The sequence below is a fragment of the Enterobacter sp. E20 genome (assembly GCF_000801755.2).
GTDB classification, from domain to species: domain Bacteria; phylum Pseudomonadota; class Gammaproteobacteria; order Enterobacterales; family Enterobacteriaceae; genus Enterobacter; species Enterobacter asburiae_B.
In genome coordinates this window covers 4,240,725-4,264,258 of sequence record NZ_CP012999.1, presented here as the reverse complement: position 1 = coordinate 4,264,258, position 23,534 = coordinate 4,240,725, and the positions used below count along the sequence as shown (strand labels likewise).

The window sequence follows — 23,534 nt, the reverse complement described above, 5'->3', positions numbered from 1 at the left end:
CATATAGATAAAGGCCGTCCGGGGCGATTGATCCAGGTCATCGCCGACAGAGGCTAAAAGTGGCAGGCTTGTCCCCTTTCTCCGGGACGGTCTATCAGATTATGCAGTTACAGAAATTAGTCAATATGTTTGGTGGGGATCTTTTGCAGCGGTACGGGCAAAAGGTTCATAAGCTGACGCTGCACGGCGGGTTTAGCTGCCCGAATCGCGATGGCACCATCGGGCGCGGCGGCTGCACCTTCTGTAACGTTGCGTCCTTTGCTGACGAAGCCCAGCAGCATAAATCTATCGCTGAACAGCTTGCCCATCAGGCCAGCCTGGTGAACCGCGCGAAGCAGTATCTGGCCTATTTTCAGGCCTACACCAGCACGTGGGCGGAGGTGCAGGTGCTGCGCTCTATGTACCAGCAGGCCGTCAGCCAGGCTAACATCGTTGGGCTGTGCGTGGGCACGCGCCCGGACTGCGTACCGGACGCGGTGCTGGACCTGCTCAGCGAGTACAAAGAACAAGGCTACGAGATCTGGCTGGAGCTGGGCTTGCAGACCGCGCACGACAAAACCCTGCACCGTATTAACCGTGGCCATGATTTCGCCTGCTACCAGCGCACCACGCGCCTGGCCCGCGAGCGTGGGCTGAAGGTCTGCTCGCATCTGATTGTCGGCTTGCCGGGTGAAGGGCTGCAGCACGGCCTGGAGACGCTGGAAAAGGTGGTTGAGACCGGCGTGGACGGCATTAAGCTACACCCGCTGCATATCGTTACGGGAAGCATTATGGCGAAAGCCTGGGAAGCCGGGCGGTTAAGCGGTATTGAGCTTGAGGACTATACGGTTACAGCGGGGGAGATGATTCGCCACACCCCGCCGGAAATTGTTTACCATCGCATCTCGGCCAGCGCCCGCCGTCCAACGCTTCTGGCACCGCTATGGTGTGAGAACCGCTGGACGGGGATGGTGGAAATCGACCGCTATCTGCAGGAGAACGGTGTGCAGGGTTCAGCGCTTGGCCGCCCGTGGGTTCCCCGTCTACCGGCGACGGCCGCCTAACAGACTTCCCAGCATGCCGCGCACTATCTGATTGGTGACCTGCCGCGCCGCGCTTTTCGCCATGGTTTGTACCACGCCGTCGCGCTTGCCGCCGCGCGGCCCGGTGCTGCCGAACAGGATGTCTTTGAGCCCCCCGAGAATACCGTCATCCACGGCGACGGACTGCCCTTTAGCGGCAGGCGCATCCTGGGATTCGGTGGTCGCCTGCACCCCTTTTTGCAGCATCTCGAACGCAGACTCGCGATCAACCTCGTCTTCGTACTTCCCGTAAACCGGAGAGTGGTTAATCAGGCCGTTACGTTCATCGTCGGTAACCGGCCCCATGCGCGAGCAGGGCGCAATCACCATGGCGCGTTCCACCACGGACGGGCTGCCCTTCGCATCCAGGAATGAGATCAGCGCTTCACCGGTGCCTAACGCCTGAATCGCCGCTTCGGTATCAAAGGCAGGATTGACGCGCATGGTCTGCGCAGCGGCTTTCACCGCTTTCTGATCCTTCGGCGTAAAGGCGCGCAGGGCGTGCTGCACGCGGTTACCTAGCTGGCCGAGCACGTTATCCGGGATATCCGACGGGTTTTGTGAAACAAACCAGACGCCAACGCCTTTTGAGCGGATCAGGCGAATGACCTGTTCAATCTTATCCAGCAATACCTGCGGCGCGTCGTTAAACAGCAGGTGCGCTTCGTCAAAGAAGAAGACCAGCTTCGGTTTTTCCAGATCGCCCGCTTCGGGTAACTGTTCGTAGAGTTCAGAGAGCATCCACAGCAGGCTGGCGGCGTAGAGCTTTGGCATCTGGTAGAGCTTCTCTGAGCTCAGAATGTTGATGATGCCTTTACCGCTGCTGTCGGTGCGCATCCAGTCTTTGATATCCAGCATCGGCTCGCCGAAGAAGTGTTCGGCCCCCTGTTGCTCCAGGGTCAGCAACCCGCGCTGTATGGCACCCACCGAGGCGCTGCTGATATTGCCGTACTGGTTCTGGAAGGATTTGGCGTTATCGCCGATGTACTGCGTAATGGCGCGCAGATCTTTAAAATCAAGCAGCAGCAGTCCCTGATCGTCGGCAATGCGGAAGATAATATTCAGCACGCCGGACTGCACGTCGTTGAGGTTAAGCAGACGGGCCAGCAGCAGCGGGCCGAGATCGGAGACGGTGGCGCGCACCGGGTGGCCTTTCTCACCAAAGATATCCCACACTACCACCGGATTGTTATGCGGCGTCCAGTCCGTGATGCCAATATTCTTCAGCCGTTCAAGCAGTTTCTCAGAGGCCGTACCTTCCTGAGCCACACCGGTTAAATCGCCTTTCACGTCAGCCATAAAGACCGGTACGCCAATCTCCGAAAGCGACTCCGCCAGCTTTTGCAGGGTGACGGTTTTCCCTGTCCCGGTCGCTCCGGTGATCAGACCGTGGCGGTTCGCCATCGCAGGCAGTAAATACAGCTCTTTTTCCAGCGTCCGGGCAATTAACAATGGTGTACTCATGATGCGCTTCCTCTCTTAGTCCTGGGTGGAGTATAGGCAACCTGACCGCAATTTGGTTGAGTAAATTCCTGACTTTGCGGCGCATTATCCAGCGCGGACTATGCTTTTGCATACGGTTCACAAAAATAGTGGGAAACGATGTCCAGATTCTTCTTTAACGATCGCAAACAGCTGGTCAACGATGCCATTGAAGGCATACTGCTTTCTGCGCCACACGCAAACCTCGTCAAACTTGATATCGATCCGGCCATCAGGATCGTCGCACGTGGAGACTGGGACAAAAGCCGCGTGGCGGTGATCTCCGGCGGCGGCTCAGGCCACGAACCCGCGCACGCCGGGTTTGTTGGCAAAGGGATGCTGACGGCGGCAGTGTGTGGCGATCTGTTTGCCTCGCCGAGCGTGGATGCGGTGCTGAACGCCATTGTGGCGGTCACGGGCGATCGCGGCTGTCTGCTGATCGTCAAAAACTACACCGGCGATCGCCTGAACTTTGGTCTGGCGGCTGAAAAAGCCAAACGCTACGGCCTGAAGGTGGAGATGGCGATCGTGGCGGACGATATCGCGCTGCCGGATAACAAACAGCCGCGCGGTATTGCCGGTACGGCACTGGTGCATAAGATTGCGGGCTATGCGGCGGAGCATGGTAAATCGCTAAGCGAGGTGCGGGATATTGCGCAACAGGCCTGCGATAACCTCTGGAGCCTGGGCGTTGCGATGCAAACGTGCAACCTGCCGGGCAGCGACGAGGAAGAGGGGCGCATTAAGCAGGGCCATGTCGAGCTGGGGCTGGGCATTCACGGCGAGCCCGGTGCTTCCGTCGTGGATACGCAGAACAGTAAAGCCATTATCGACACGCTGGTGACGCCGTTACGCGCGCAGGCGGGAGAAGGGCGGTTTGCGGTATTGATTAACAATCTCGGCGGCGTATCGGCGCTGGAGATGGCGCTGCTGACCAAAGAACTGGCGCATTCGGCGCTGAAAGAGGAGATCGCGTACCTGATAGGCCCCGCGCCGCTGGTGAGCGCGCTGGACATGAAGGGCTTTTCGCTCACGCTGCTGAAGCTCAACGATTTCTTTGAAAAGGCGATTCACGCCGAGGTTGAAACGCTGGGCTGGCAAAAGCCCGTGGCGTTTGCGCCACTGCGCACCGTGGCGCATACCGCCATTCACGATCGCGTGGAATACACCCCGTCGGACAATCTGCGGGTGGGCGAGTATGTCTCCTCGGTGACGAAAACGCTGCTCCAGCTGGAAAACCGACTGAACGCGCTGGATGCCAAAGTGGGCGACGGCGATACCGGCTCCACTTTTGCGCAAGGGGCGCGGGATATTGCGCAGCGTCTGGAGGATCGCAAGCTCCCGCTTGATAACCTATCGACGCTGCTGCTGCTGGTGGGCGAGCGGCTGGCGACGGTGATGGGCGGATCGAGCGGGGTGCTGATGTCGATCTTCTTCACCGCGGCCGGGCAAAAGCTTCACGATGGTCAGCCGCTAGCCGAAGCATTGCTCAGCGGGCTGGCGCAGATGAAGCAGTACGGTGGGGCAGATCTCGGCGATCGTACCCTGATTGACGCGCTGCAGCCGGCGCTGGAGGCGTTGCTGAAAGGCGATATCGAGGCAGCGGCGAAGGCCGCACAGCACGGTGCCGAAGCAACGGCGAAAATGGCGAAAGCCGGTGCGGGGCGCTCGTCGTATGTGAATAAAGAGAATCTGGATGGGGTAATGGATCCCGGTGCGGTCGCGGTGGCTGAGGTGTTTAAGGCCATGGTAGATGCAAAACGGTAACGACCGTTACCGTTTTTAGTGTGTGCGCCCTCTCCCTGTGGGAGAGGGTTGGGGTGAGGGCATCAGGCCGCACATTCCCCGCCAATGTCACATCAAAAATCCGCTTTCAACACCACGCGGTAGCGGGCTTTGCCGTCACGCACGTGCTGGATCGCTTCGTTGATTTTCGACATCGGATACAGTTCGGTGGTCGGCGCCACTTTGGTGCGTCCGGCAAACTTCATCAGCTTGCGCAACTCAAACGGCGTACCGGTCGCGGAGCCTGACACGCTGCGATCCCCGCCGATCAGGGTAAACGCCGGAACCGGCAGCGGCTTCATCACGGCACCTACGGTGTGGAAGTTACCGCCGTAGGCCAGCGCTTCAAAGTACGGCTGCCAGTGGAGATCGACGTTCACGGTGTTGATGATCAGATCAAACTGCCCAGCCAGCGCGTTCAGCGCGTCAGGATCGCGGCTGTTCACGACTTTATCCGCACCCATCGCCAGCACTTCTTTCTCTTTCGCCGGGTTCGAGCTAAACGCCGTGACTTCACAGCCCATCGCGTGCAGCAGCTTGATGGCGATATGGCCCAGACCGCCAATACCAATGACGCCCACGCGGCTGGTGGCGGTGATGTGGTGCATCAGCAGAGGTTTGAAGACGGTGATACCGCCGCACAGCAGCGGACCTGCGGATTCGATATCAATGCTGTCCGGCAGCGGGATCACCCATTGCCAGTCGGCGCGCAGTTTGTCGGCAAAACCGCCCTTGTTCAGAATAGTGGGAACGGCGCCCTCGAGGCAGTTGATCTGATTGCCGCTGATACAGGCGTCACAGTGACCACAGCTGCGTGCCGTCCAGCCAATGCCCACGCGTTGGCCTACCTTCAGCCCTTTGTCCTGCGCGGCGCTACCGAGCGCCACGACGCGGCCAATGACTTCGTGCCCGGCAACCAGCGGATAGCTCGAGAAGCCCCATTCGTTATCGATCATCGAGAGATCCGAGTGGCAGATCCCGCAGTAATCAACCTGTACTTCGACGTCTTCTGCTTTTAGTTCGCCCGCATCGTACTCGTACAGCTCAAGTTCTGCACCCGCCTGCGGTGCGGCGTAGCTTTTTATCTTCGACATCGTGTTTCCCCCGTTGTGGTGTGAACTGAGAGTGTAGAGCATTCAGTTTACAGCCGCTTAACAGAACAGGGCAGGAACGAAACTTACAGACTTTTCAGCATTCTGACTTCGCAATCAACGTGGCCGGTACAGCCCAGCGGCGCATCGATATGCTCAAAGCCCAGATGTTCATACAGGCCGATGGCCTCTTTGAGGAAAGCGGTGGTTTCCAGGTAGCAGCGGGTAAAACCCTGCTTGCGCGCGTGGTCCAGCGCCATCAGCGCCAGCTTTTTCGCCAGCCCTTGCCCGCGCGCCGTTGGCAGAAAATACATTTTCTGCAGCTCACAGATATCCGGCTCGCTGCAGCTGAGGGGCGCCACGCCGCCGCCGCCCACAACCTGACCGTTCTGCTCGATTACCCAGTAGGCATGCCCTGGCTGGCTGTAGAGCTGGTAAAGCTCGTCCAGGTTCGGGTCGGCAACCGTGTAGCCTTTGTCAGCCGTCAGGCCATATTCGGCAGAAACGGTGCGGATAACGGCGGCGATTGCCGGGTTATCCTGCTCAGCGATCCGGCGCATCGTCGTCGCGACGGGGGTAATCACGCTCATAGCATTACTCATTACAAAAATTGACACATAACTGCTGTTAATAGCACCGCAGAAAGGGGAGTGCAAGCGAGGAGTTTTCAGGAAGGATACCCCTTACGCCCTGAAGCGTAAGGGGTAAAAGCATTACAGGGCTGCGATAACCGCCTGCTGCTCGATCAGCTTGGTCTTCGCATCGGCGAAGGCAACCAGACGCTCGCGCTCTTTCGCGATGACCGCTTCCGGCGCGCGGGCGACAAAGCCTTCGTTCGCCAGCTTGCTTTCGATTTTGCCAATTTCCACGTCGACTTTCGCCACTTCTTTCGCCAGACGAGCCAGCTCGGCGTCTTTGTCGATCAGGCCCGCCATCGGGATCAGCAGCTCGGCGCCGTCGATGATTTTGGTCACGGAAACCGGACCTTTGTCATCCGCAGGCAGCACGGTGATGCTTTCCAGACGCGCCATGGTTTTCAGGAAGGTGTTATTCTCGGTGACGCGACGAACGGCAGCCTCGCTGCAGCCACGAAGCAGCAGCTCCAGCGGTTTGCCTGGGGCGATGTTCATTTCAGCACGGATGTTACGTACCGCAACGATCGCCTGTTTCAGCCACTCGGTATCCGCGGACGCCGCTTCATCAACCTTAGCCGCATCGAATTCCGGGAACGGCTGCAGCATGATGGTATCGGCGTTGATGCCCGCAATCACCTTCACGCGCTGCCAGATGGTTTCGGTGATGAATGGAATGACCGGATGCGCCAGGCGCAGCAGACCTTCCAGAACGGTAATCAGCGTGTTGCGCGTGCCGCGCAGCTCCGCCTCAGTGCCGCCGTTCATCACCGGCTTCGCCAGCTCCAGATACCAGTCGCAGAACTGGTTCCAGGTGAATTCATACAGAATGCCCGCCGCGATATCGAAGCGGTAGCTGTCCAGCGCCTCGCGGAACGCTTTCACCGTCTGGTTGAATTCCGCCAGGATCCAGCGGTCTGCCAGAGACAGCGTCATCTCGCCGCCGTTGAAGCCGCAATCCTGATCTTCGGTATTCATCAGCACGAAGCGGCTGGCGTTCCACAGTTTGTTACAGAAGTTACGGTAACCTTCCAGACGCTTCATGTCCCAGTTGATGTCACGACCGGTTGAGGCCAGTGCCGCCAGGGTGAAGCGCAGGGCGTCGGTACCGTGAGACTCGATCCCGTTCGGGAACTGCTTCTCGGTACGCTTGCGGATTTTCTCAGCCAGCTGCGGCTGCATCATGTTGCCGGTACGTTTTTCCAGCAGATCTTCCAGAGAGATACCGTCAACCATATCCAGCGGGTCAATCACGTTCCCCTTGGACTTGGACATCTTCTGGCCTTCGTCGTCGCGGATCAGACCGGTCATGTAGACGGTATGGAACGGAACCTGCGGCTTGCCGTCTTCGTCTTTGATGAAGTGCATGGTCATCATGATCATGCGGGCAATCCAGAAGAAGATAATGTCGAAGCCGGATACCATCACGCTGGTTGGGTGGAACTGACGCAGCGCGTCGGTGTTTTCTGGCCAGCCGAGGGTGGAGAAGGTCCACAGCGCGGAGGAGAACCAGGTGTCCAGCACGTCTTCGTCCTGACGCAGCGCAACGTCCGCGCTCAGGTTGTTTTCCTGACGCACTTCGTCTTCGCTACGGCCAACGTAAACGTTGCCTTCGTTGTCGTACCACGCCGGAATACGGTGACCCCACCACAGCTGACGGGAGATACACCAGTCCTGAATGTCGCGCATCCAGGAGAAGTACATGTTTTCGTACTGCTTCGGCACGAACTGAATGCTGCCGTTTTCAACCGCTTCGACAGCCGGTTTCGCCAGCACGTCGGCACGCACGTACCACTGGTCGGTCAGCATTGGCTCGATAACCACGCCGCCACGGTCGCCGTACGGCACGGTCAGATCGTGAGGTTTGATCTCTTCCAGCAGACCGAGCGCGTCAACGGCAGCCACGATGGCTTTACGCGCGGCAAAACGCTCCAGCTTCTGGAACTCAGCCGGGATGTCGCTGGAGTAAACGTCGGATTCGTTGCCTTTGGTGTCATATACTTCTGCGCTTTCGCGGATATCACCGTCGAAGGTCAGAATGTTGATCATCGGCAGGGCGTGACGACGGCCGACTTCATAGTCGTTGAAGTCGTGCGCAGGGGTGATTTTTACGCAGCCGGTGCCTTTTTCCATGTCGGCGTGTTCGTCGCCCACAATCGGAATACGGCGGTTTACCAGCGGCAGCACCACGAATTTGCCGATCAGATCTTTATAACGCGGATCTTCCGGGTTAACGGCCACGCCGGTATCGCCCAGCAGGGTTTCCGGACGGGTCGTTGCGACCACCAGGTAATCTTTACCGTCTGCGGTTTTTGCGCCATCGGCCAGCGGATAGCGGATATGCCACATGGAGCCTTTAGACTCGCGGTTTTCCACTTCCAGGTCAGAGATGGCGGTGCGCAGTTTTGGATCCCAGTTTACCAGGCGTTTGCCGCGGTAAATCAGGTCTTCTTTGTACAGGCGGACGAAGACTTCTTTAACGGCGTTGGACAGGCCTTCGTCCATGGTGAAGCGCTCGCGCTCCCAGTCCACGGAGTTGCCGAGACGGCGCATCTGACGGGTAATGGTGCCGCCGGATTCCGCCTTCCACTGCCAGATTTTGTCGATGAACGCGTCGCGACCGTAGTCGTGGCGGGTTTTTCCTTCTTCAGCGGCAATTTTACGCTCAACCACCATCTGGGTCGCGATACCCGCGTGGTCAGTCCCCGCCTGCCACAGGGTGTTTTTACCCTGCATGCGCTGGTAGCGGATCATGGTGTCCATGATGGTCTGCTGGAAAGCATGACCCATATGCAAACTGCCGGTGACGTTCGGCGGCGGGATCATGATGCAGAAGGACTCTTTGCTTTCGTCGCCGTTAGGCTTGAAATAGCCCTGCTGTTCCCAGTGCTCGTAAAGCGGCTGTTCGATATCGCGTGGGTTATATGTCTTTTCCATTATTTCCAGGTTGCCGTATTCAGGTTAAAACCAGCCAGGCGGTACGCTTTATAGCGTTCGCGCGCCAGTTGTTTCAAAGATTCTTCGTAAGGGACAAAGTCTACCACTTCTGTGAAAGCGGTGGCAAAATCTGCAAAATCTATCCGCAGGCTAATCAGAATATCGCGCGCGCTGCTGTTGCGCTTTTGCGGCCAGGCAATTTCAACCGGTGCACCGCCGCGCGGGCCTTCGCCCGACAGGTTATGCGGCACAAAACTCTCCGGTGGGCGCGCCCACAGCGCTTCATCCAGGCGAATCGCCTGCTGTTCATCTTCACAGGCAATCAGAACGCGTTTACCTGCGCGCCAACGTTCTGCGGCAATTTCACACACCAGCTGTTCTACGGCGCTGAGGCCATCCTGATGGGTGTCGTTGTCCAGAAGGTAGAACGTTGCATTCTTCATATATGGGGCTTCTTGTGCTCACTTTAAATGCTTAAGCCGGGCGGCGGCTTCGCCTTACCCGGCCTACGGTTTACTGCCGTTTTGACTTACTCGTCGCCGTTAAAACCCGCACGATTGAGCAGGAACTGCGACAGCAGCGCAACTGGACGACCGGTTGCGCCTTTGGCCTTACCGGAGCGCCATGCGGTGCCCGCGATATCCAGGTGCGCCCAATTGTACTTGCGGGTGAAGCGTGCCAGGAAGCAGCCCGCGGTGATCGCCCCGCCAGGACGTCCGCCAATGTTCGCCATATCTGCAAAGTTAGACTCCAGCTGATCCTGATACTCGTCACCCAGAGGCAGACGCCATGCGCGGTCCCCGGCCTGCTCTGAGGCACCAATAAGCTCGTGCGCCAGCGGGTTGTGGTTCGACATCAGGCCGGTGATGTGGTGACCCAGCGCAATCACGCAGGCTCCGGTGAGGGTGGCTACGTCAATCACCGCTTCCGGCTCGAAGCGCTCAACGTAGGTCAGCACGTCACACAGCACCAGACGCCCTTCGGCGTCGGTGTTCAGCACTTCAACGGTCTGGCCGGACATGGTGGTCAGAACGTCACCCGGACGATAGGCGCGCCCGCCAGGCATGTTTTCGCAGCCCGCCAGTACGCCGATCACGTTAATAGGCAACTGCAGTTCCGCAACCATGCGCATCACGCCGTAAACCGCCGCCGCACCGCACATGTCGTACTTCATCTCATCCATGCCTTCGGCAGGCTTGATGGAGATACCGCCGGAGTCGAAGGTGAGGCCTTTACCGACGAGCACAATCGGGCGCGCGTCTTCGGACGGGTTGCCTTTGTACTCGATGACGGACATCAGGGATTCGTTCTGCGAGCCGTTACCGACCGCCAGGTAAGAGTGCATCCCCAGCTCTTTCATCTGCTGTTCGCCGATGACGCGGGTAATGACGTTTTTGCTGTAGGCGTCGGCCAGCTGACGCGCCTGAGAGGCCAGGTACGCCGCGTTACAGATGTTAGGCGGCATGTTGCCGAGATCTTTGGCCGCTTTAATGCCGGCTGCGATCGCCAGACCGTGCTGGATCGCGCGTTCGCCGCTGGTCAGCTCGCGACGGGTTGGCACGTTAAAGACCATTTTACGCAGCGGACGACGCGGCTCGCTTTTATTGGTCTTCAGCTGATCGAAGCTGTACAGGCTCTCTTTTGCCGTTTCAACCGCCTGACGCACTTTCCAGTAGGTGTTACGCCCTTTAACGTGCAGCTCCGTCAGGAAGCATACGGCTTCCATTGAGCCAGTATCATTCAGCGTATTGATTGTTTTCTGAATCACCTGCTTATACTGACGTTCATCCAGCTCGCGTTCTTTGCCGCAGCCAATCAGCAGAATACGTTCTGACAGTACGTTCGGAACATGGTGCAGTAACAGCGTCTGCCCAGGTTTGCCTTCCAGTTCGCCACGGCGCAGCAGGGCGCTAATATAGCCGTCACTTATTTTATCGAGTTGCTCGGCGATCGGGGAGAGTCGGCGTGGTTCAAAGACGCCCACAACGATGCAGGCACTCCGCTGTTTCTCCGGGCTACCGCTTTTTACACTGAACTCCATGCACTACGCTCCTGAATCTTAAAGACAACGGCGGCAGCTACGGATAGAATTGAAACCTTTCGTAACTCATGTCCGCTGTTGTGGTGACTTCGTGTTAATCTTACGTTACTACGGTTTCGACACGTCAGAAAAAGTCCTGAAGCGTGAATCCGCCGGATGTTTTAATCTTAGCGATGATTTCGACGACTCAAGAGAATAAATGACGTTTAAGCCATGAAACAAGCGATTTTCCAGCAAAGAGACGGGTTTTTACGGGCGTATTTAAAGTGATAATCATAAGATATCTGGTGCGGGAGACGCTCAAAAGCCAACTGGCGATCCTCTTCATCCTGCTGCTGATTTTTTTCTGTCAGAAGCTGGTTAAGATCCTCGGTGCGGCCGTTGACGGCGAAATTCCAACAAATCTGGTGCTTTCCCTGCTTGGCTTAGGGATCCCGGAAATGGCGCAGCTCATCCTGCCGCTAAGTCTTTTCCTTGGCCTGCTCATGACGCTTGGGAAACTCTACACCGAGAGTGAAATCACGGTGATGCATGCCTGTGGCCTGAGCAAAGCGGTACTGGTGAAAGCGGCCATGATACTGGCGCTGTTCACGGGTATTGTCGCGGCGGTGAATGTGATGTGGGCGGGTCCCATGTCTTCCCGTCATCAGGACGAAGTGCTGGCCGAAGCGAAAGCCAACCCCGGCATGGCAGCCTTAGCCCAGGGGCAGTTCCAGCAGGCGACCGACGGTAACTCCGTGCTGTTCATTGAGAGCGTTGACGGCAGTAAATTCAACGACGTATTCCTGGCGCAGTTACGTCCCAAAGGTAACGCGCGTCCTTCCGTGGTGGTTGCAGACTCCGGCCAGCTTGCTCAGCGCAAAGATGGTTCTCAGATCGTGACGCTGAACAAAGGCACCCGTTTCGAAGGCACAGCCATGCTGCGCGACTTCCGTATTACGGATTTCCAGAACTATCAGGCCATTATCGGCCATCAGGCGGTGGCGCTCGATCCAACGGATACCGAGCAAATGGACATGCGTACCCTGTGGAATACCGATACCGACAGGGCGCGTGCTGAGTTCCACTGGCGTATTACGCTTGTATTCACCGTGTTTATGATGGCGCTGATTGTCGTTCCGCTGAGCGTGGTGAACCCGCGCCAGGGCCGCGTGCTCTCTATGCTGCCGGCGATGCTGCTTTACCTGATCTATTTCCTGCTGCAAACCTCGATTCGTTCTAACGGCGCGAAGGGTAAGCTGGACCCTATGGTCTGGACATGGTTCGTCAACAGCCTGTACATCTTACTGGCGCTGGGATTAAACCTGTGGGATACGGTGCCTGTGCGCCGCATACGTGCCCGATTCTCGCGTAAAGGAGCCATCTAATGCAGGCGTTTGGCGTTCTTGATCGCTATATCGGTAAAACCATTTTTACCACCATCATGATGACGTTGTTCATGCTGGTGTCGCTCTCCGGCATTATCAAATTTGTCGATCAGCTGAAAAAAGCCGGCCAGGGGAGCTATGACGCGATGGGCGCGGGGATGTATACCCTGCTCAGCGTGCCGAAAGATGTACAGATCTTCTTCCCGATGGCGGCCCTGCTGGGCGCGCTGCTGGGGCTGGGGATGCTGGCGCAGCGCAGTGAGCTGGTCGTTATGCAGGCCTCGGGCTTTACCCGCATGCAGGTTGCGCTGTCGGTAATGAAAACCGCGATCCCACTGGTGCTGTTGACCATGGCGATTGGCGAGTGGGTCGCGCCGCAGGGCGAACAGATGGCGCGTAACTACCGTGCGCAGGCCATGTACGGCGGCTCGCTGCTCTCGACCCAACAAGGTTTATGGGCGAAAGACGGTAAAAACTTCGTCTACATCGAACGGGTAAAGGGGAATGATGAACTGGGTGGGGTGAGCATCTATGCTTTCGATGACCAGCGCCGTCTGGAGTCAGTCCGCCACGCCTCTTCGGCAAAATTTGACGCCGAACATAAACAGTGGCGTTTGTCCCAGGTCGATGAGTCTAACCTGACCGATCCGAAACAGATTACGGGTTCTCAGACGGTAACCGGTACGTGGAAAACCAACCTGACGCCTGACAAGCTCGGTGTTGTGGCGCTGGATCCTGACGCGCTCTCCATCAGCGGTTTGCACAACTATGTGAAATACCTGAAGTCGAGCGGGCAGGATGCGGGACGTTACCAGCTCAACATGTGGAGCAAGATCTTCCAGCCGATGTCCGTGGCGGTGATGATGCTGATGGCGCTGTCGTTTATCTTCGGCCCGTTACGCAGCGTGCCGATGGGCGTGCGCGTCGTGACCGGTATCAGTTTCGGCTTTGTGTTCTACGTGCTCGATCAGATCTTCGGTCCGCTGACGCTGGTTTATGGCATTCCGCCGATAATTGGTGCGCTGCTGCCAAGCGCCAGTTTCCTCCTGATCAGCCTCTGGCTGCTGTTGAAACGCTCCTGATTGACCTCTCCTCGCTTCCGGTTAACCGGGAGCGAGGCTAATCTCCTGTTTCACCCCGCACTTTTTCTCACAACCTTCAACGCCTCGCCCTGAATTTGAGTATTATTGAGCGATAAAGTCGTGAAGGGATCCTCTATGAAGCAAATTCGAATGCTTGCCCAGTATTACGTCGACCTGATGATGAAGCTTGGGCTGGTGCGTTTCTCCATGCTGCTTGCGCTGGCGCTGGTCGTTCTGGCCATTGTTGTGCAAATGGCCGTCACCATGGTTCTGCATGGTCAGGTCGAGAGTATCGACGTTATCCGCTCCATCTTCTTTGGCTTGCTCATTACGCCCTGGGCGGTCTATTTCCTTTCCGTAGTGGTTGAACAGCTGGAAGAGTCCCGTCAGCGTCTGTCAAAACTGGTCGATAAACTGGAAGAGATGCGCGAGCGCGACCTGAAGCTCAACGTCCAGCTTAAAGACAACATTGCGCAGCTGAATCAGGAGATCTCCGATCGTGAGAAGGCGGAAGCCGAGCGTCAGGCCACGCTGGAGCAGCTGAAAATCGAAATGAAAGAGCGCGAGGTCACGCAGATCCAGCTTGAACAGCAATCCTCTTTCCTGCGGTCGTTCCTTGATGCTTCGCCGGATCTGGTGTTTTACCGTAATGAAGATAAAGAGTTTTCCGGCTGTAACCGGGCGATGGAGCTGCTCACCGGGAAAAGCGAGAAGCAGCTGATTAACCTGAAGCCGCAGGACGTTTACTCTGAAGAGGCGGCGGCCAAGGTCATGGAGACGGACGAAAAAGTATTCCGCCATAACGTCTCGCTGACCTATGAACAGTGGCTGGATTACCCGGACGGACGCAAAGCCTGCTTTGAGATCCGTAAGGTGCCCTACTATGACCGCGTGGGGAAACGCCACGGCCTGATGGGCTTTGGCCGCGATATCACCGAGCGTAAGCGCTACCAGGACGCTCTGGAGCGCGCCAGCCGCGACAAGACTACCTTTATCTCCACCATCAGCCACGAGCTGCGTACGCCGCTTAATGGCATTGTCGGCCTGAGCCGTATTCTGCTGGATACCGACCTGACCGCAGAGCAGGAAAAATACCTCAAGACTATCCATGTCTCAGCGGTCACGCTGGGTAATATCTTCAACGATATTATTGATATGGATAAGATGGAGCGCCGTAAAGTTCAGCTTGATAATCAGCCTGTTGATTTCACCAGCTTCCTTGCCGACCTCGAAAACCTGTCCGGCCTGCAGGCGCAGCAGAAGGGGCTGAGCTTTGTTATGGATCCCACCCTGCCGCTGCCGCATAAAGTGGTGACCGACGGCACGCGTCTGCGCCAGATCCTGTGGAATCTCATCAGCAACGCGGTGAAATTTACCCGGAAGGGGCAGGTGGCGGTGCGCATCCGCTATGACGAAGGCGATATGCTGCACTTCGAGGTGGAAGACTCCGGGATGGGTATTCCGCAGGAGGAGCAGGACAAAATTTTCGCGATGTACTACCAGGTGAAGGACAGCAACGGCGGGAAACCGGCTACCGGAACAGGCATTGGCCTGGCGGTCTCTAAGCGGCTGGCGAAGAGTATGGGTGGCGATATCACCGTTGTCAGCCTGCCGGGCAAAGGATCAACCTTCACGCTGACGGTCCATGCGCCGGCGGTGGCGGAGGAGGTTGAGGATACCTTTGAAAACGACGACATGCCGCTGCCAGCGCTGCACGTCCTGCTGGTGGAAGACATTGAGCTGAACGTGATTGTGGCGCGCTCGGTGCTGGAAAAACTGGGCAACAGCGTGGATGTCGCGATGACCGGTAAGGCCGCGCTGGAGATGTTTAAACCGGGCGAATACGATCTTGTTCTGCTGGATATTCAGCTGCCGGATATGACCGGGCTGGATATCTCGCGTGAGCTGACGCGTCAGTACGCGGCCGACGAGCTGCCGCCGCTGGTGGCGCTGACGGCGAACGTGCTGAAAGACAAAAAAGAGTATCTCGATGCCGGTATGGACGATGTACTCAGCAAGCCGCTGGCGGTGCCTGCTCTGACCGCCATGATTAAGAAGTTCTGGGATACCCGTGATGAAGAGGAGAGCACCATGACGTCTGTTGATAGCGCAAAAGCCCAAACGATACTCGATACCGCGATGCTGGAGCAGTACATCGATCTGGTGGGTCCGAAACTGATTACCGATGGTCTGGCGGTGTTCGAAAAAATGATGCCGGGCTATCTGAGCGTGCTGGAATCAAACCTGACGGCTCGTGACCAGAAGGGCATCGTCGAAGAAGGACATAAAATCAAAGGTGCCGCCGGCTCGGTTGGCTTACGCCATCTGCAGCAGCTGGGTCAACAGATTCAGTCGCCTGATTTACCCGCATGGGAAGATAACGTGGGTGATTGGGTTGAAGAGATGAAACAAGAGTGGCAAAACGATGTGGCGGTGCTTAAAGCCTGGGTAGACGCCAGAAAAAAATGACCCCGGATTAACCGGGGTGCGCGAATACTGCGCCAACACCAGGGAAATCGTGGCTGCGCCTGTTTTATAAAGTTATTTTCGAAAGGGCGCTGCCTGAAAAATTTAGGCCGCACGCAGATAAGATAGCAAATCTTAAATGGTTTGTTACATGAATCAGTGAAATGTGTGAAGCATAGCGTTTTAATCAAAATTATTAATGTGCTTCAGCAAGTTGCAGAAAAGGATTGTCATGATGAAAAAGATTGGTGTCGTGCTGAGCGGATGCGGTGTTTACGATGGTTCTGAAATACATGAAGCCGTAATCACGCTGCTGGCCCTGGCTAAGCAGGGAGCAGAGGTTATTTGTTTTGCGCCGGACAAAAATCAGGCGGATGTGATTAATCATCTGACCGGCGAGCCGATGGCGGAAACCCGTAATGTACTGATTGAAGCCGCGCGTATTGCGCGAGGTGATATCCATGCTCTTATTCAGGCAGACCCTACAGAGCTTGATGCGCTCATTGTGCCGGGTGGGTTTGGTGCGGCCAAAAATCTCAGTACCTTTGCTGCGCAGGGCGCGGAGTGTCAGGTCGATCCTCATTTAAAGGCGCTGTCGCAGGCCATGCATGCGGCAGGAAAACCGCAGGGCTTTATCTGCATCGCGCCGGCAATGCTGCCCAGGATTTTTGATTTCCCGCTGCGCCTGACTATCGGGACGGATATTGATACCGCAGAGATCGTGGAGGAAATGGGGGGCGAACACGTTCCGTGCCCGGTTGATGACATTGTGGTTGATGAAGATAACAAAATTGTCACCACGCCGGCTTATATGCTGGCGAATAATATCGCTGAGGCGGCCTCAGGTATTGAAAAGCTGGTGGCTCGCGTGCTGGTGCTGACTGAATGAGGCGTAAATTTGCCGCAGGCGCAGGGGTGAAACGTTTTCTCTTGCGCATCGTACTTGTGCTGGCGGTATTCTGGGGAGGCGGGCTGGCTTTATTCAGCATTATGCCGGTTCCGTTCTCTGCCGTTATGGTTGAGCGACAGCTTAGCGCGTGGTTCAGCGGCGATTTCAGCTACGTTGCCCACTCTGACTGGGTGAGCATGGACGAGATCTCCCCGTTCATGGGGCTGGCGGTCATCGCGGCGGAGGACCAGAAATTCCCGGAGCACTGGGGGTTCGACGTGGCGGCCATTGAGAAGGCGCTAGCCCATAACGAACGCCATGAAAACCGCGTGCGCGGGGCATCAACCTTGTCGCAGCAGACGGCCAAAAATCTGTTTCTGTGGGATGGTCGAAGCTGGTTGCGAAAAGGGCTGGAAGCGGGGTTGACCCTGGGGATGGAAACGGTCTGGAGCAAAAAACGCATTCTGACCGTCTATCTCAACGTCGCGGAGTTTGGCGACGGCATATTTGGCGTGGAAGCTGCCGCACAGCGGTATTTCAATAAGCCAGCCAGCCGTCTGAGCATGTCAGAAGCAGCGCTACTGGCCGCTGTGTTACCTAACCCTATCCGCTTTAAGGCCAGTGCCCCATCAGGGTACGTGCGAAGCCGTCAGGCGTGGATTATGCGCCAGATGAATCAGCTGGGTGGAGAGGAGTTTATGCAGCGTAATAATCTTATGTAGAGCGGGTAAGCGCAGCGCTACCCGCCTGAATAGCAGACCTTAATCTTCGTCGAACCCTGCGTTAAACAGGGCAATCACCGCCGCCAGCGCTTCCTCTTCCTGAGGGCCGGTGGCTTCTACTTCAATCTGGCGCCCTTTGGCGGAATCCAGCATCAGCAGCGCGATCACGCTGTTCGCTTCCGCTTCGGTGCCTTCGTCATTCCGCAGCAGAACCTCTGCATCGAAACCCTGCATCAGCTCAAACAGCTTCATCGCCGGGCGTGCATGCATACCCAGCTTGTTGGTGATCTCAACGGTTTGTTTTACGGTCATGTTTTACGTTTTTCCAGCGTGCGATGACGGGACTGAACGTTCTTCCCGCGGGAGCGGAAATAGTCGGCCAGCTGTTCGGCGATATAAACCGAACGATGTTTACCGCCGGTACAGCCAATCGCCACCGTCAGGTAGCTACGATTGTTTGTCTCCAGCATAGGTAACCATAGCTCAAGGTAGCTTCGCGTCTGGTAGATAAAATTGTGTACTTCTGTGTGCCGGTCGAGGAACGCCGCCACCGGCTTATCCAGACCGGTCATTGGACGCAGTTTTGGATCCCAGTGCGGGTTCGGCAGGAAGCGCACGTCGAAAACGTAATCCGCATCAATCGGAATACCGTGCTTAAAGCCGAAGGATTCGAACACCATCGTCAGTTCGCGCTCGCGTTTACCCAACAGCCGGGTACGCAGCATTTCCGCCAGCTCGTGAACGGACATCTCAGAGGTGTCGACAATCAGGTCGGCACGAGAACGCAGCGGTTCCAGCAGGTCGCTCTCTTCATCGATAGCGCTCTCCAGAGAGAGGTTCTTGCTGGATAGCGGGTGCAAGCGACGGGTATCGCTGTAGCGGCGGATCAGCGTATTGCGGTCTGCATCGAGGAACAGCAGCTGAGGCGAGAACGCGTCAGGCAGGTTGCTCATGGCCTGTTCGAAGATCTCTGGCGATTCAGGCATGTTACGAACGTCGATACTGACGGCGGCAGAGGTTTGTCTCTCCGCCAGCGTGCGGGCCAGATCGGGTAACAACACGACCGGCAGGTTATCGACGCAGTAAAAACCCATGTCTTCCAGGGCGCGCAGAGCAACGGATTTCCCCGACCCTGAACGGCCACTGACAATCATCAGCACCATGTTCCGTTTCTCCTCAGGACAACAGATGTGAAGGCCATCTCCTGGTTATGCATCATCCTGATTGCCTTCTGCTTCAGTGATAATTTGATAGAGCTCTTCATCACTTTGGGCCGAGCGCAGTCGACGGCAAATGGTTTTATCGGCCAGACGTTTTGCGACCAGCGACAGCGTATGCAGATGGGTTTTCGTCTGGTCGGCAGGCACCAGCAGCGCGAAGAGGAGATCGACGGGCTGGTTATCAATGGCATCGAAGGCGATGGGTGTTTCAAGCTGCACAAACACACCAACGGCACGCAGGGTATCCTCTTCCAGTTTGCCGTGCGGGATCGCGATGCCGTTGCCGATACCGGTACTGCCCATTTTTTCACGGGTCAGAATCGCTTCGAACACCACCTGCGGCGGCAGGCCCAGCTGTTTGGCAGCCAGTTCACTGATGATCTCCAGCGCACGTTTTTTGCTCTGGCAGTGAACCGCACTGCGGGTACATTCCTGGTTAAGGACATTGCTCAGTTGAAGAGCGGAATCGTTGTTCATCATAATTTCACCTAAGCGCTAACTGTACAAATGGCCTGTTGTGTTTCACAACAGGCCGTCCTGCACCCGTTAACTGCCCGGACAATTAGTGTTGTTTCAGTTTATCTTTATGTTTATTGAGCTGTCGTGCAAGCTTATCAATCAAGCCATCGATAGCAGCGTACATGTCTTGCCCTTCCGCACTGGCATGCAGTTCACCCCCGTTAACATGCAGGGTGGCATCCGAGATATGAGTCACTTTCTCCACTTTCAACACAATATAGACCTGATTGATCCTTTCGAAATACTGCTCGAGTTTTGCAAACTTCGCGTTCACAAAGTCGCGTAAAGCCTCAGTAATTTCGACGTTTTGTCCAGTGATGTTGAGCTGCATAGTGTCTTCCTTATCGGTTGTGTCAGACCAGCTGTTTACGCTGGTTGGACGGCGGAATGGATAAAGACTCTCGATACTTCGCAACAGTACGACGTGCCACCATAATACCCTGATCGGACAGCATGGTGGTTAACTTACTGTCGCTTAGTGGCTTCGCGGGGTTCTCCGCGGCGATCAACTTCTTCACCAGGGCACGAATGGCCGTTGACGACGCTTCGCCGCCGCCCTCGGTATTCACATGGCTGGAGAAGAAATACTTAAGCTCAAATATACCGCGTGGACTGTGCAGATACTTCTGCGTGGTGACACGGGAAATGGTTGATTCATGCATCTCGACGGCCTGGGCGATATCCGCCAGTACCATCGGTTTCATATACTCTTCACCCTGCTCAAAGAACGCCTGCTGCTGTTCGACAATACAGCGGCTGACGCGCAGCAGCGTATCATTTCGGCTCTCCAGACTTTTGATCAGCCATCGCGCTTCCTGAAGATTGCTGCGAATATATTGATTGTCGGAGTCGTTACGCGCGCTGGTGCACATGGAGGCATACTGCTGGTTGATTTGCAGGCGAGGGATGCTGTCTGAATTCAGTTCAACGACCCAGCGGTCATTGTGTTTTCTCACCAGCACGTCCGGGATGACGTACTCGGGCTCGCTGGTCTGGATCGACTGTCCCGGGCGCGGATCGAGCGACTGAATCAGATTTACCGCTTCTTTCAGCACCTCTTCCTTCAGGCGCGTGACGCGCATCAGGGAGCGGAAATCGTGGTTGGCCAGCAGATCCAGATGATCGCTAATAATTAAGCGCGCCTCGTCGATCCATGGCGTCTCTTTGCTGAACTGAGATAGCTGGATCAGCAGGCAGTCGCGCAGATCTTTTGCGGCCACGCCTACCGGATCGAAACGCTGGATGCGCTTCAGTACGGCTTCGACTTCCTCAAGCTCAATTTCGTCGTCGCCCATGCTTTCCAGGATATCGTCCAGCGTGACGGTCAAATAGCCGGTGTCGTCAACGGCATCGACAATTGAGGTGGCAATCGCGCGGTCGGTATCGGAGAAGGGGGTAAGTTCCACCTGCCACATCAGGTAATCCTGCAGCGACTGGGTGGTTTCTCCCTGATAGACCGGTAGCTCATCATCCTGGTAGTCTGCACGCGTACCGGAAGGGGTTCCGGCGGTGTAGATTTCATCCCAGCTGGCATCCAGCGGTAGCTCGTCGGGCATCTCTTTTTGTTCGAGTGCATCCGCGGTGTCGAGCGCTTCTGTATCCTGTGACTGCTGAGTATCTACCTCGTCATGAAGATCGGTTTGTTCCAGCAGGGGGTTGCTGTCCAGCGCCTGCTGGAGCTCCTGCTGAAGTTCTAACGTGGACAGTTGCAACAGGCGAATTGCCTGCTGTAGCTGCGGCGTCATTGCCAGTTGTTGGCTGAGCCTTAATTGCAAACCTTGCTTCATGTTCAGAGCGTTTTTCTCCGGTTCGGCGTTACGTTACCTCTACCCTATCAGAGTCTGAAGTCTTCCCCAAGATAGACGCGCTTAACATGATCGTCTTCGAGGATCTGTTGCGGCGTACCGTGGGCGATCAGATTGCCCTGGCTGACAATATACGCGCGTTCACACACGGCCAGCGTTTCACGGACGTTGTGGTCGGTGATCAGTACGCCAAGCCCGCTGTCACGCAGGTGTTCAATGATGCGTTTAATGTCGATAACCGAGATCGGGTCAACGCCGGCAAACGGTTCATCCAGAAGGATAAATTTCGGGTTTGCGGCCAGCGCACGCGCAATCTCAACACGACGGCGTTCACCCCCGGAGAGTGCCTGACCGAGGCTGTCGCGCAGATGCTCAATGTGGAACTCTTCCATCAACTCGTTGGCACGATCCTGACGCTGTTCGCTGGTCAGATCGTTACGAATTTCCAGGACCGCCATCAGGTTATCGTAAACGCTAAGACGACGGAAAATGGAGGCTTCCTGCGGCAGGTAGCCGATCCCGCGACGCGCGCGCGCGTGCAGCGGCAGAAGGCTGATGTCTTCATCGTCAATGATAATGTTGCCGGCATCGCGCGGCACAATGCCAACGACCATGTAGAAGGTGGTAGTTTTACCCGCACCGTTAGGGCCAAGCAGCCCCACGATTTCGCCGGAGTTGACGGTCAGACTGACATCTTCTACGACACGGCGGCCCTTGTAGGCCTTCGCGAGATTTTTTGCAGTTAATGTTGCCATAACGAATTAGTTACTCTTCTTCTGTGCCGGGGCCTGGCCTTTGCCTTTGTCCTGCAGCTGTGACGGAACCAGGACGGTCGTGACGCGTTTGCCTTTCTCGCTGGAGGCCTGCATTTTTTGCTCTTTCACCAGATAGGTGATCTGGTCGCCGGTAATGTTGCTGTCCAGCTGTTCCAGATACGCGTTTCCGGTCAGGATGACCAGGTCCTTCGCCAGCTCATAGTGCATATGCGAGGCGCGGCCTTTCACCGGCTTGCCGTTGTCCTGCATCTGGTAGAAGGTGGCCGGGTTGCCGTAACCATCAATGATCTCTTTGCCCTGCTCGCCACCCGGACGGGTCACGACCACTTTGTCGGCGTTAATTTTGATGGTGCCCTGAGTCATGACGACGTTACCCGTGAAGGTGACGACGTTGCCCTGCATATCGAGAGACTGGGTATCAGACTCGATATGGATCGGTTGGTCGGTATCGCCCGTTACAGCAAGCGCGGGGAGACTGGTCGCCAGCATCGCGCTGGCGATAATTACTTTAAGGCTGAGTTTGTTTGTTTTGAATTTCATAGGAGGTTCTAACCTTTTCAATCAGCTCGGCGTTCTTGCTGCGTAAGTTCCCGCGCATTCTCAAACCGCTGGAATTAAATGTTGTGCCATACAGTGTGACCAGATCCTGCGAAGTCACGTCCTGGGTTACCAGGTTAATTTGGGCATTATCCGTCGTAATTTTTCGCAGTTGCGAGTCAGCGGTCAGGGCGTTGACTTCAACGTGGCCATACAGATAAAGCATACGGTCATTTGTCAGTTTTGCCCGATCAGACTTAATTGACCACGTCGGCACTTTGTCCTTATCAAATGTGGTCATGACAGGTTGGGTAAACCACGAAATACCGTCATCTGAAAAATATTCAACATGCTGGGCAATCAGGCGATAGTTCAGCGCGCCTTCCGGGCTGTAGACCACGGTGTCGCTGTGATCGCTTTTATAGGTTGGATCGTTATTGTTGACCACTTCCGTTTGCGTATCGTCGCGATCGGCAAGGTTCACGCCAATCAAGACCAGTGCGACAAGCGAAAGCAAAATGATAATCCAGCGTCTGGTTTTACTCATATCGATTGCCCTTTGGCCTCATCAAGCTTGCCCTGCGCCAGCAAAAGCAGATCGCAGACTTCACGTACGGCACCACGGCCCCCGTTGATGTGGGTAACATAATCAGCGCGCGGGATCAGCAGCGGATGCGCATCGGCAACGGCGATGCTCAGCCCAACTTCAGCCATCACGGGCCAGTCAATCAGATCGTCCCCGACGTAGGCTACGTTTTCCGGTGCGATAGCCAGTTTACCCAGTAAATCCTTAAACGCCGCCATCTTATCGGATTGACCCTGATACAGATGGGTAATTCCTAAGGTTTCACAGCGGTCTTCTACCAGTTTAGCTTTTCGCCCGGTGATGATAGCCACCTCAATACCCGAGGTGAGCGCGCAGCGGATACCGTAGCCGTCGCGAACGTTAAACGCTTTCAGCTCTTCACCATTATTGCCCATGTAAATAAGGCCATCGGAAAGTACGCCATCCACGTCCAGGATGAGCAGACGAATGTTTTCCGCCTTTGCCATCATCTGGGTACTGACCGGTCCATAACAGGTTGCAAGGGATGCACCCGCATTACTCATTGTTTTATCCTT

Annotated in this window: 22 protein-coding genes; 7 read left to right on the top strand and 15 right to left on the bottom strand. The window is 56.2% G+C overall.

Translation table 11 applies throughout. The features are described 5' to 3' along the window. Positions 1 to 101: 101 nt before the first annotated feature. Positions 102 to 1,043, top strand: a complete 942-nt coding sequence (locus NI40_RS19895) for a TIGR01212 family radical SAM protein (protein WP_039260405.1) — start codon at positions 102 to 104, stop codon at positions 1,041 to 1,043. Here NI40_RS19895 and NI40_RS19890 read toward each other — a convergent pair. Next, positions 1,023 to 2,525: a helicase HerA-like C-terminal domain-containing protein gene (locus NI40_RS19890; protein WP_039260406.1), complete on the bottom strand. Its 1,503-nt coding sequence runs from the start codon at positions 2,523 to 2,525 to the stop codon at positions 1,023 to 1,025. The two genes, NI40_RS19895 and NI40_RS19890, sit on opposite strands and share 21 nt — an antisense overlap. Before the next feature lie 138 nt (positions 2,526 to 2,663). Between NI40_RS19890 and NI40_RS19885 the strand changes: the two genes are divergently transcribed. Then, positions 2,664 to 4,310, top strand: coding sequence for a dihydroxyacetone kinase subunit DhaK (locus NI40_RS19885; protein ID WP_039260407.1), 1,647 nt, complete (start codon positions 2,664 to 2,666; stop codon positions 4,308 to 4,310). A gap of 92 nt (positions 4,311 to 4,402) precedes the next feature. On the opposite strand, the gene ahr is transcribed toward NI40_RS19885, so the two are convergent. The 5 genes from ahr to pepA all read right to left on the bottom strand — a co-directional run bounded on the left by ahr (position 4,403) and on the right by pepA (position 11,029). Continuing rightward, positions 4,403 to 5,422 carry an NADPH-dependent aldehyde reductase Ahr gene (ahr, locus tag NI40_RS19880; RefSeq protein ID WP_039260408.1) on the bottom strand — a complete coding sequence of 340 codons (1,020 nt, stop codon included), beginning with the start codon at positions 5,420 to 5,422 and terminating at the stop codon, positions 4,403 to 4,405. An 83-nt stretch (positions 5,423 to 5,505) separates the two neighbouring features. Next, a complete protein-coding gene (locus NI40_RS19875) occupies positions 5,506 to 6,009 on the bottom strand; it encodes a GNAT family N-acetyltransferase (RefSeq protein ID WP_039260409.1) in 504 nt (167 codons plus the stop codon). Between the two features lie 123 nt (positions 6,010 to 6,132). Continuing rightward, positions 6,133 to 8,988, bottom strand: coding sequence for a valine--tRNA ligase (locus tag NI40_RS19870; protein ID WP_023309367.1), 2,856 nt, complete (start codon positions 8,986 to 8,988; stop codon positions 6,133 to 6,135). Then, positions 8,988 to 9,431: a DNA polymerase III subunit chi gene (gene holC / locus NI40_RS19865; RefSeq protein WP_008502815.1), complete on the bottom strand. Its 444-nt coding sequence runs from the start codon at positions 9,429 to 9,431 to the stop codon at positions 8,988 to 8,990. The genes NI40_RS19870 and holC overlap by 1 nt, the downstream gene beginning before the upstream one ends. An 86-nt stretch (positions 9,432 to 9,517) precedes the next feature. Next, complete coding sequence (gene pepA, locus NI40_RS19860) at positions 9,518 to 11,029, bottom strand: leucyl aminopeptidase (protein WP_023309366.1); 1,512 nt, start codon at positions 11,027 to 11,029, stop codon at positions 9,518 to 9,520. A 266-nt stretch (positions 11,030 to 11,295) separates the two neighbouring features. Here pepA and lptF point away from each other — a divergent pair, with 266 nt between their 5' ends. From lptF to mtgA, 5 genes are all read left to right on the top strand, one after another. After that, positions 11,296 to 12,396: an LPS export ABC transporter permease LptF gene (gene lptF, locus NI40_RS19855; protein WP_024906345.1), complete on the top strand. Its 1,101-nt coding sequence runs from the start codon at positions 11,296 to 11,298 to the stop codon at positions 12,394 to 12,396. After that, complete coding sequence (gene lptG / locus NI40_RS19850) at positions 12,396 to 13,478, top strand: LPS export ABC transporter permease LptG (RefSeq protein WP_024906346.1); 1,083 nt, start codon at positions 12,396 to 12,398, stop codon at positions 13,476 to 13,478. The genes lptF and lptG overlap by 1 nt, the downstream gene beginning before the upstream one ends. 135 nt (positions 13,479 to 13,613) lie before the next feature. Next, a complete protein-coding gene (gene arcB / locus NI40_RS19845) occupies positions 13,614 to 15,947 on the top strand; it encodes an aerobic respiration two-component sensor histidine kinase ArcB (RefSeq protein WP_039260410.1) in 2,334 nt (777 codons plus the stop codon). Between the two features lie 232 nt (positions 15,948 to 16,179). Beyond that, entirely contained in the window at positions 16,180 to 16,833 is a 654-nt protein-coding gene (gene elbB / locus NI40_RS19840) for an isoprenoid biosynthesis glyoxalase ElbB (protein ID WP_039260518.1), read from the top strand. Beyond that, the gene (mtgA, locus tag NI40_RS19835) at positions 16,830 to 17,555 is read left to right on the top strand and encodes a monofunctional biosynthetic peptidoglycan transglycosylase (protein WP_039260411.1); all 726 of its coding nucleotides are present in this window, start codon (positions 16,830 to 16,832) and stop codon (positions 17,553 to 17,555) included. Before elbB ends, mtgA begins: the two co-directional genes overlap by 4 nt. A 39-nt stretch (positions 17,556 to 17,594) precedes the next feature. Here mtgA and npr read toward each other — a convergent pair whose 3' ends face one another. The 9 genes from npr to kdsC form a co-directional block, all read right to left on the bottom strand. Then, a complete protein-coding gene (gene npr, locus NI40_RS19830; RefSeq protein ID WP_003861872.1) occupies positions 17,595 to 17,867 on the bottom strand; it encodes a PTS phosphocarrier protein NPr in 273 nt (90 codons plus the stop codon). After that, on the bottom strand, positions 17,864 to 18,718 hold the full coding sequence (gene rapZ / locus NI40_RS19825) for an RNase adapter RapZ (RefSeq protein WP_014885397.1): 855 nt from the start codon (positions 18,716 to 18,718) through the stop codon (positions 17,864 to 17,866). Before rapZ ends, npr begins: the two co-directional genes overlap by 4 nt. Before the next feature lie 45 nt (positions 18,719 to 18,763). After that, entirely contained in the window at positions 18,764 to 19,255 is a 492-nt protein-coding gene (ptsN, locus tag NI40_RS19820) for a PTS IIA-like nitrogen regulatory protein PtsN (protein ID WP_008501443.1), read from the bottom strand. A gap of 82 nt (positions 19,256 to 19,337) precedes the next feature. Continuing rightward, the gene (gene hpf / locus NI40_RS19815; protein ID WP_008501444.1) at positions 19,338 to 19,625 is read right to left on the bottom strand and encodes a ribosome hibernation promoting factor; all 288 of its coding nucleotides are present in this window, start codon (positions 19,623 to 19,625) and stop codon (positions 19,338 to 19,340) included. Positions 19,626 to 19,647: 22 nt separating this feature from the next. After that, positions 19,648 to 21,081 (bottom strand): RNA polymerase factor sigma-54, encoded by a 1,434-nt coding sequence (gene rpoN, locus NI40_RS19810; RefSeq protein ID WP_023309360.1) that lies wholly within the window; start codon positions 21,079 to 21,081, stop codon positions 19,648 to 19,650. 47 nt (positions 21,082 to 21,128) lie between these two features. After that, positions 21,129 to 21,854 (bottom strand): LPS export ABC transporter ATP-binding protein, encoded by a 726-nt coding sequence (gene lptB, locus NI40_RS19805; RefSeq protein WP_033146751.1) that lies wholly within the window; start codon positions 21,852 to 21,854, stop codon positions 21,129 to 21,131. 6 nt (positions 21,855 to 21,860) lie between these two features. Further along, complete coding sequence (gene lptA, locus NI40_RS19800; RefSeq protein WP_033146750.1) at positions 21,861 to 22,415, bottom strand: lipopolysaccharide ABC transporter substrate-binding protein LptA; 555 nt, start codon at positions 22,413 to 22,415, stop codon at positions 21,861 to 21,863. Then, on the bottom strand, positions 22,384 to 22,959 hold the full coding sequence (gene lptC, locus NI40_RS19795) for an LPS export ABC transporter periplasmic protein LptC (protein WP_023309357.1): 576 nt from the start codon (positions 22,957 to 22,959) through the stop codon (positions 22,384 to 22,386). Before lptC ends, lptA begins: the two co-directional genes overlap by 32 nt. Next, positions 22,956 to 23,522 (bottom strand): 3-deoxy-manno-octulosonate-8-phosphatase KdsC, encoded by a 567-nt coding sequence (gene kdsC / locus NI40_RS19790; RefSeq protein ID WP_023309356.1) that lies wholly within the window; start codon positions 23,520 to 23,522, stop codon positions 22,956 to 22,958. The genes lptC and kdsC overlap by 4 nt, the downstream gene beginning before the upstream one ends. Positions 23,523 to 23,534: the final 12 nt, after the last annotated feature.

Excerpts from the sequence above, each read along its gene's own strand:
- NI40_RS19895 (WP_039260405.1), top strand. The coding sequence starts at position 102 with ATGCAGTTACAGAAATTAGTCAATATGTTTGGTGGGGATCTTTTGCAG.
- NI40_RS19890 (WP_039260406.1), bottom strand. The coding sequence starts at position 2,525 with ATGAGTACACCATTGTTAATTGCCCGGACGCTGGAAAAAGAGCTGTAT.
- NI40_RS19885 (WP_039260407.1), top strand. The coding sequence starts at position 2,664 with ATGTCCAGATTCTTCTTTAACGATCGCAAACAGCTGGTCAACGATGCC.
- ahr (WP_039260408.1), bottom strand. The coding sequence starts at position 5,422 with ATGTCGAAGATAAAAAGCTACGCCGCACCGCAGGCGGGTGCAGAACTT.
- NI40_RS19875 (WP_039260409.1), bottom strand. The coding sequence starts at position 6,009 with ATGAGCGTGATTACCCCCGTCGCGACGACGATGCGCCGGATCGCTGAG.
- NI40_RS19870 (WP_023309367.1), bottom strand. The coding sequence starts at position 8,988 with ATGGAAAAGACATATAACCCACGCGATATCGAACAGCCGCTTTACGAG.
- holC (WP_008502815.1), bottom strand. The coding sequence starts at position 9,431 with ATGAAGAATGCAACGTTCTACCTTCTGGACAACGACACCCATCAGGAT.
- pepA (WP_023309366.1), bottom strand. The coding sequence starts at position 11,029 with ATGGAGTTCAGTGTAAAAAGCGGTAGCCCGGAGAAACAGCGGAGTGCC.
- lptG (WP_024906346.1), top strand. The coding sequence starts at position 12,396 with ATGCAGGCGTTTGGCGTTCTTGATCGCTATATCGGTAAAACCATTTTT.
- arcB (WP_039260410.1), top strand. The coding sequence starts at position 13,614 with ATGAAGCAAATTCGAATGCTTGCCCAGTATTACGTCGACCTGATGATG.
- elbB (WP_039260518.1), top strand. The coding sequence starts at position 16,180 with ATGAAAAAGATTGGTGTCGTGCTGAGCGGATGCGGTGTTTACGATGGT.
- mtgA (WP_039260411.1), top strand. The coding sequence starts at position 16,830 with ATGAGGCGTAAATTTGCCGCAGGCGCAGGGGTGAAACGTTTTCTCTTG.
- npr (WP_003861872.1), bottom strand. The coding sequence starts at position 17,867 with ATGACCGTAAAACAAACCGTTGAGATCACCAACAAGCTGGGTATGCAT.
- rapZ (WP_014885397.1), bottom strand. The coding sequence starts at position 18,718 with ATGGTGCTGATGATTGTCAGTGGCCGTTCAGGGTCGGGGAAATCCGTT.
- ptsN (WP_008501443.1), bottom strand. The coding sequence starts at position 19,255 with ATGATGAACAACGATTCCGCTCTTCAACTGAGCAATGTCCTTAACCAG.
- hpf (WP_008501444.1), bottom strand. The coding sequence starts at position 19,625 with ATGCAGCTCAACATCACTGGACAAAACGTCGAAATTACTGAGGCTTTA.
- rpoN (WP_023309360.1), bottom strand. The coding sequence starts at position 21,081 with ATGAAGCAAGGTTTGCAATTAAGGCTCAGCCAACAACTGGCAATGACG.
- lptB (WP_033146751.1), bottom strand. The coding sequence starts at position 21,854 with ATGGCAACATTAACTGCAAAAAATCTCGCGAAGGCCTACAAGGGCCGC.
- lptA (WP_033146750.1), bottom strand. The coding sequence starts at position 22,415 with ATGAAATTCAAAACAAACAAACTCAGCCTTAAAGTAATTATCGCCAGC.
- lptC (WP_023309357.1), bottom strand. The coding sequence starts at position 22,959 with ATGAGTAAAACCAGACGCTGGATTATCATTTTGCTTTCGCTTGTCGCA.
- kdsC (WP_023309356.1), bottom strand. The coding sequence starts at position 23,522 with ATGAGTAATGCGGGTGCATCCCTTGCAACCTGTTATGGACCGGTCAGT.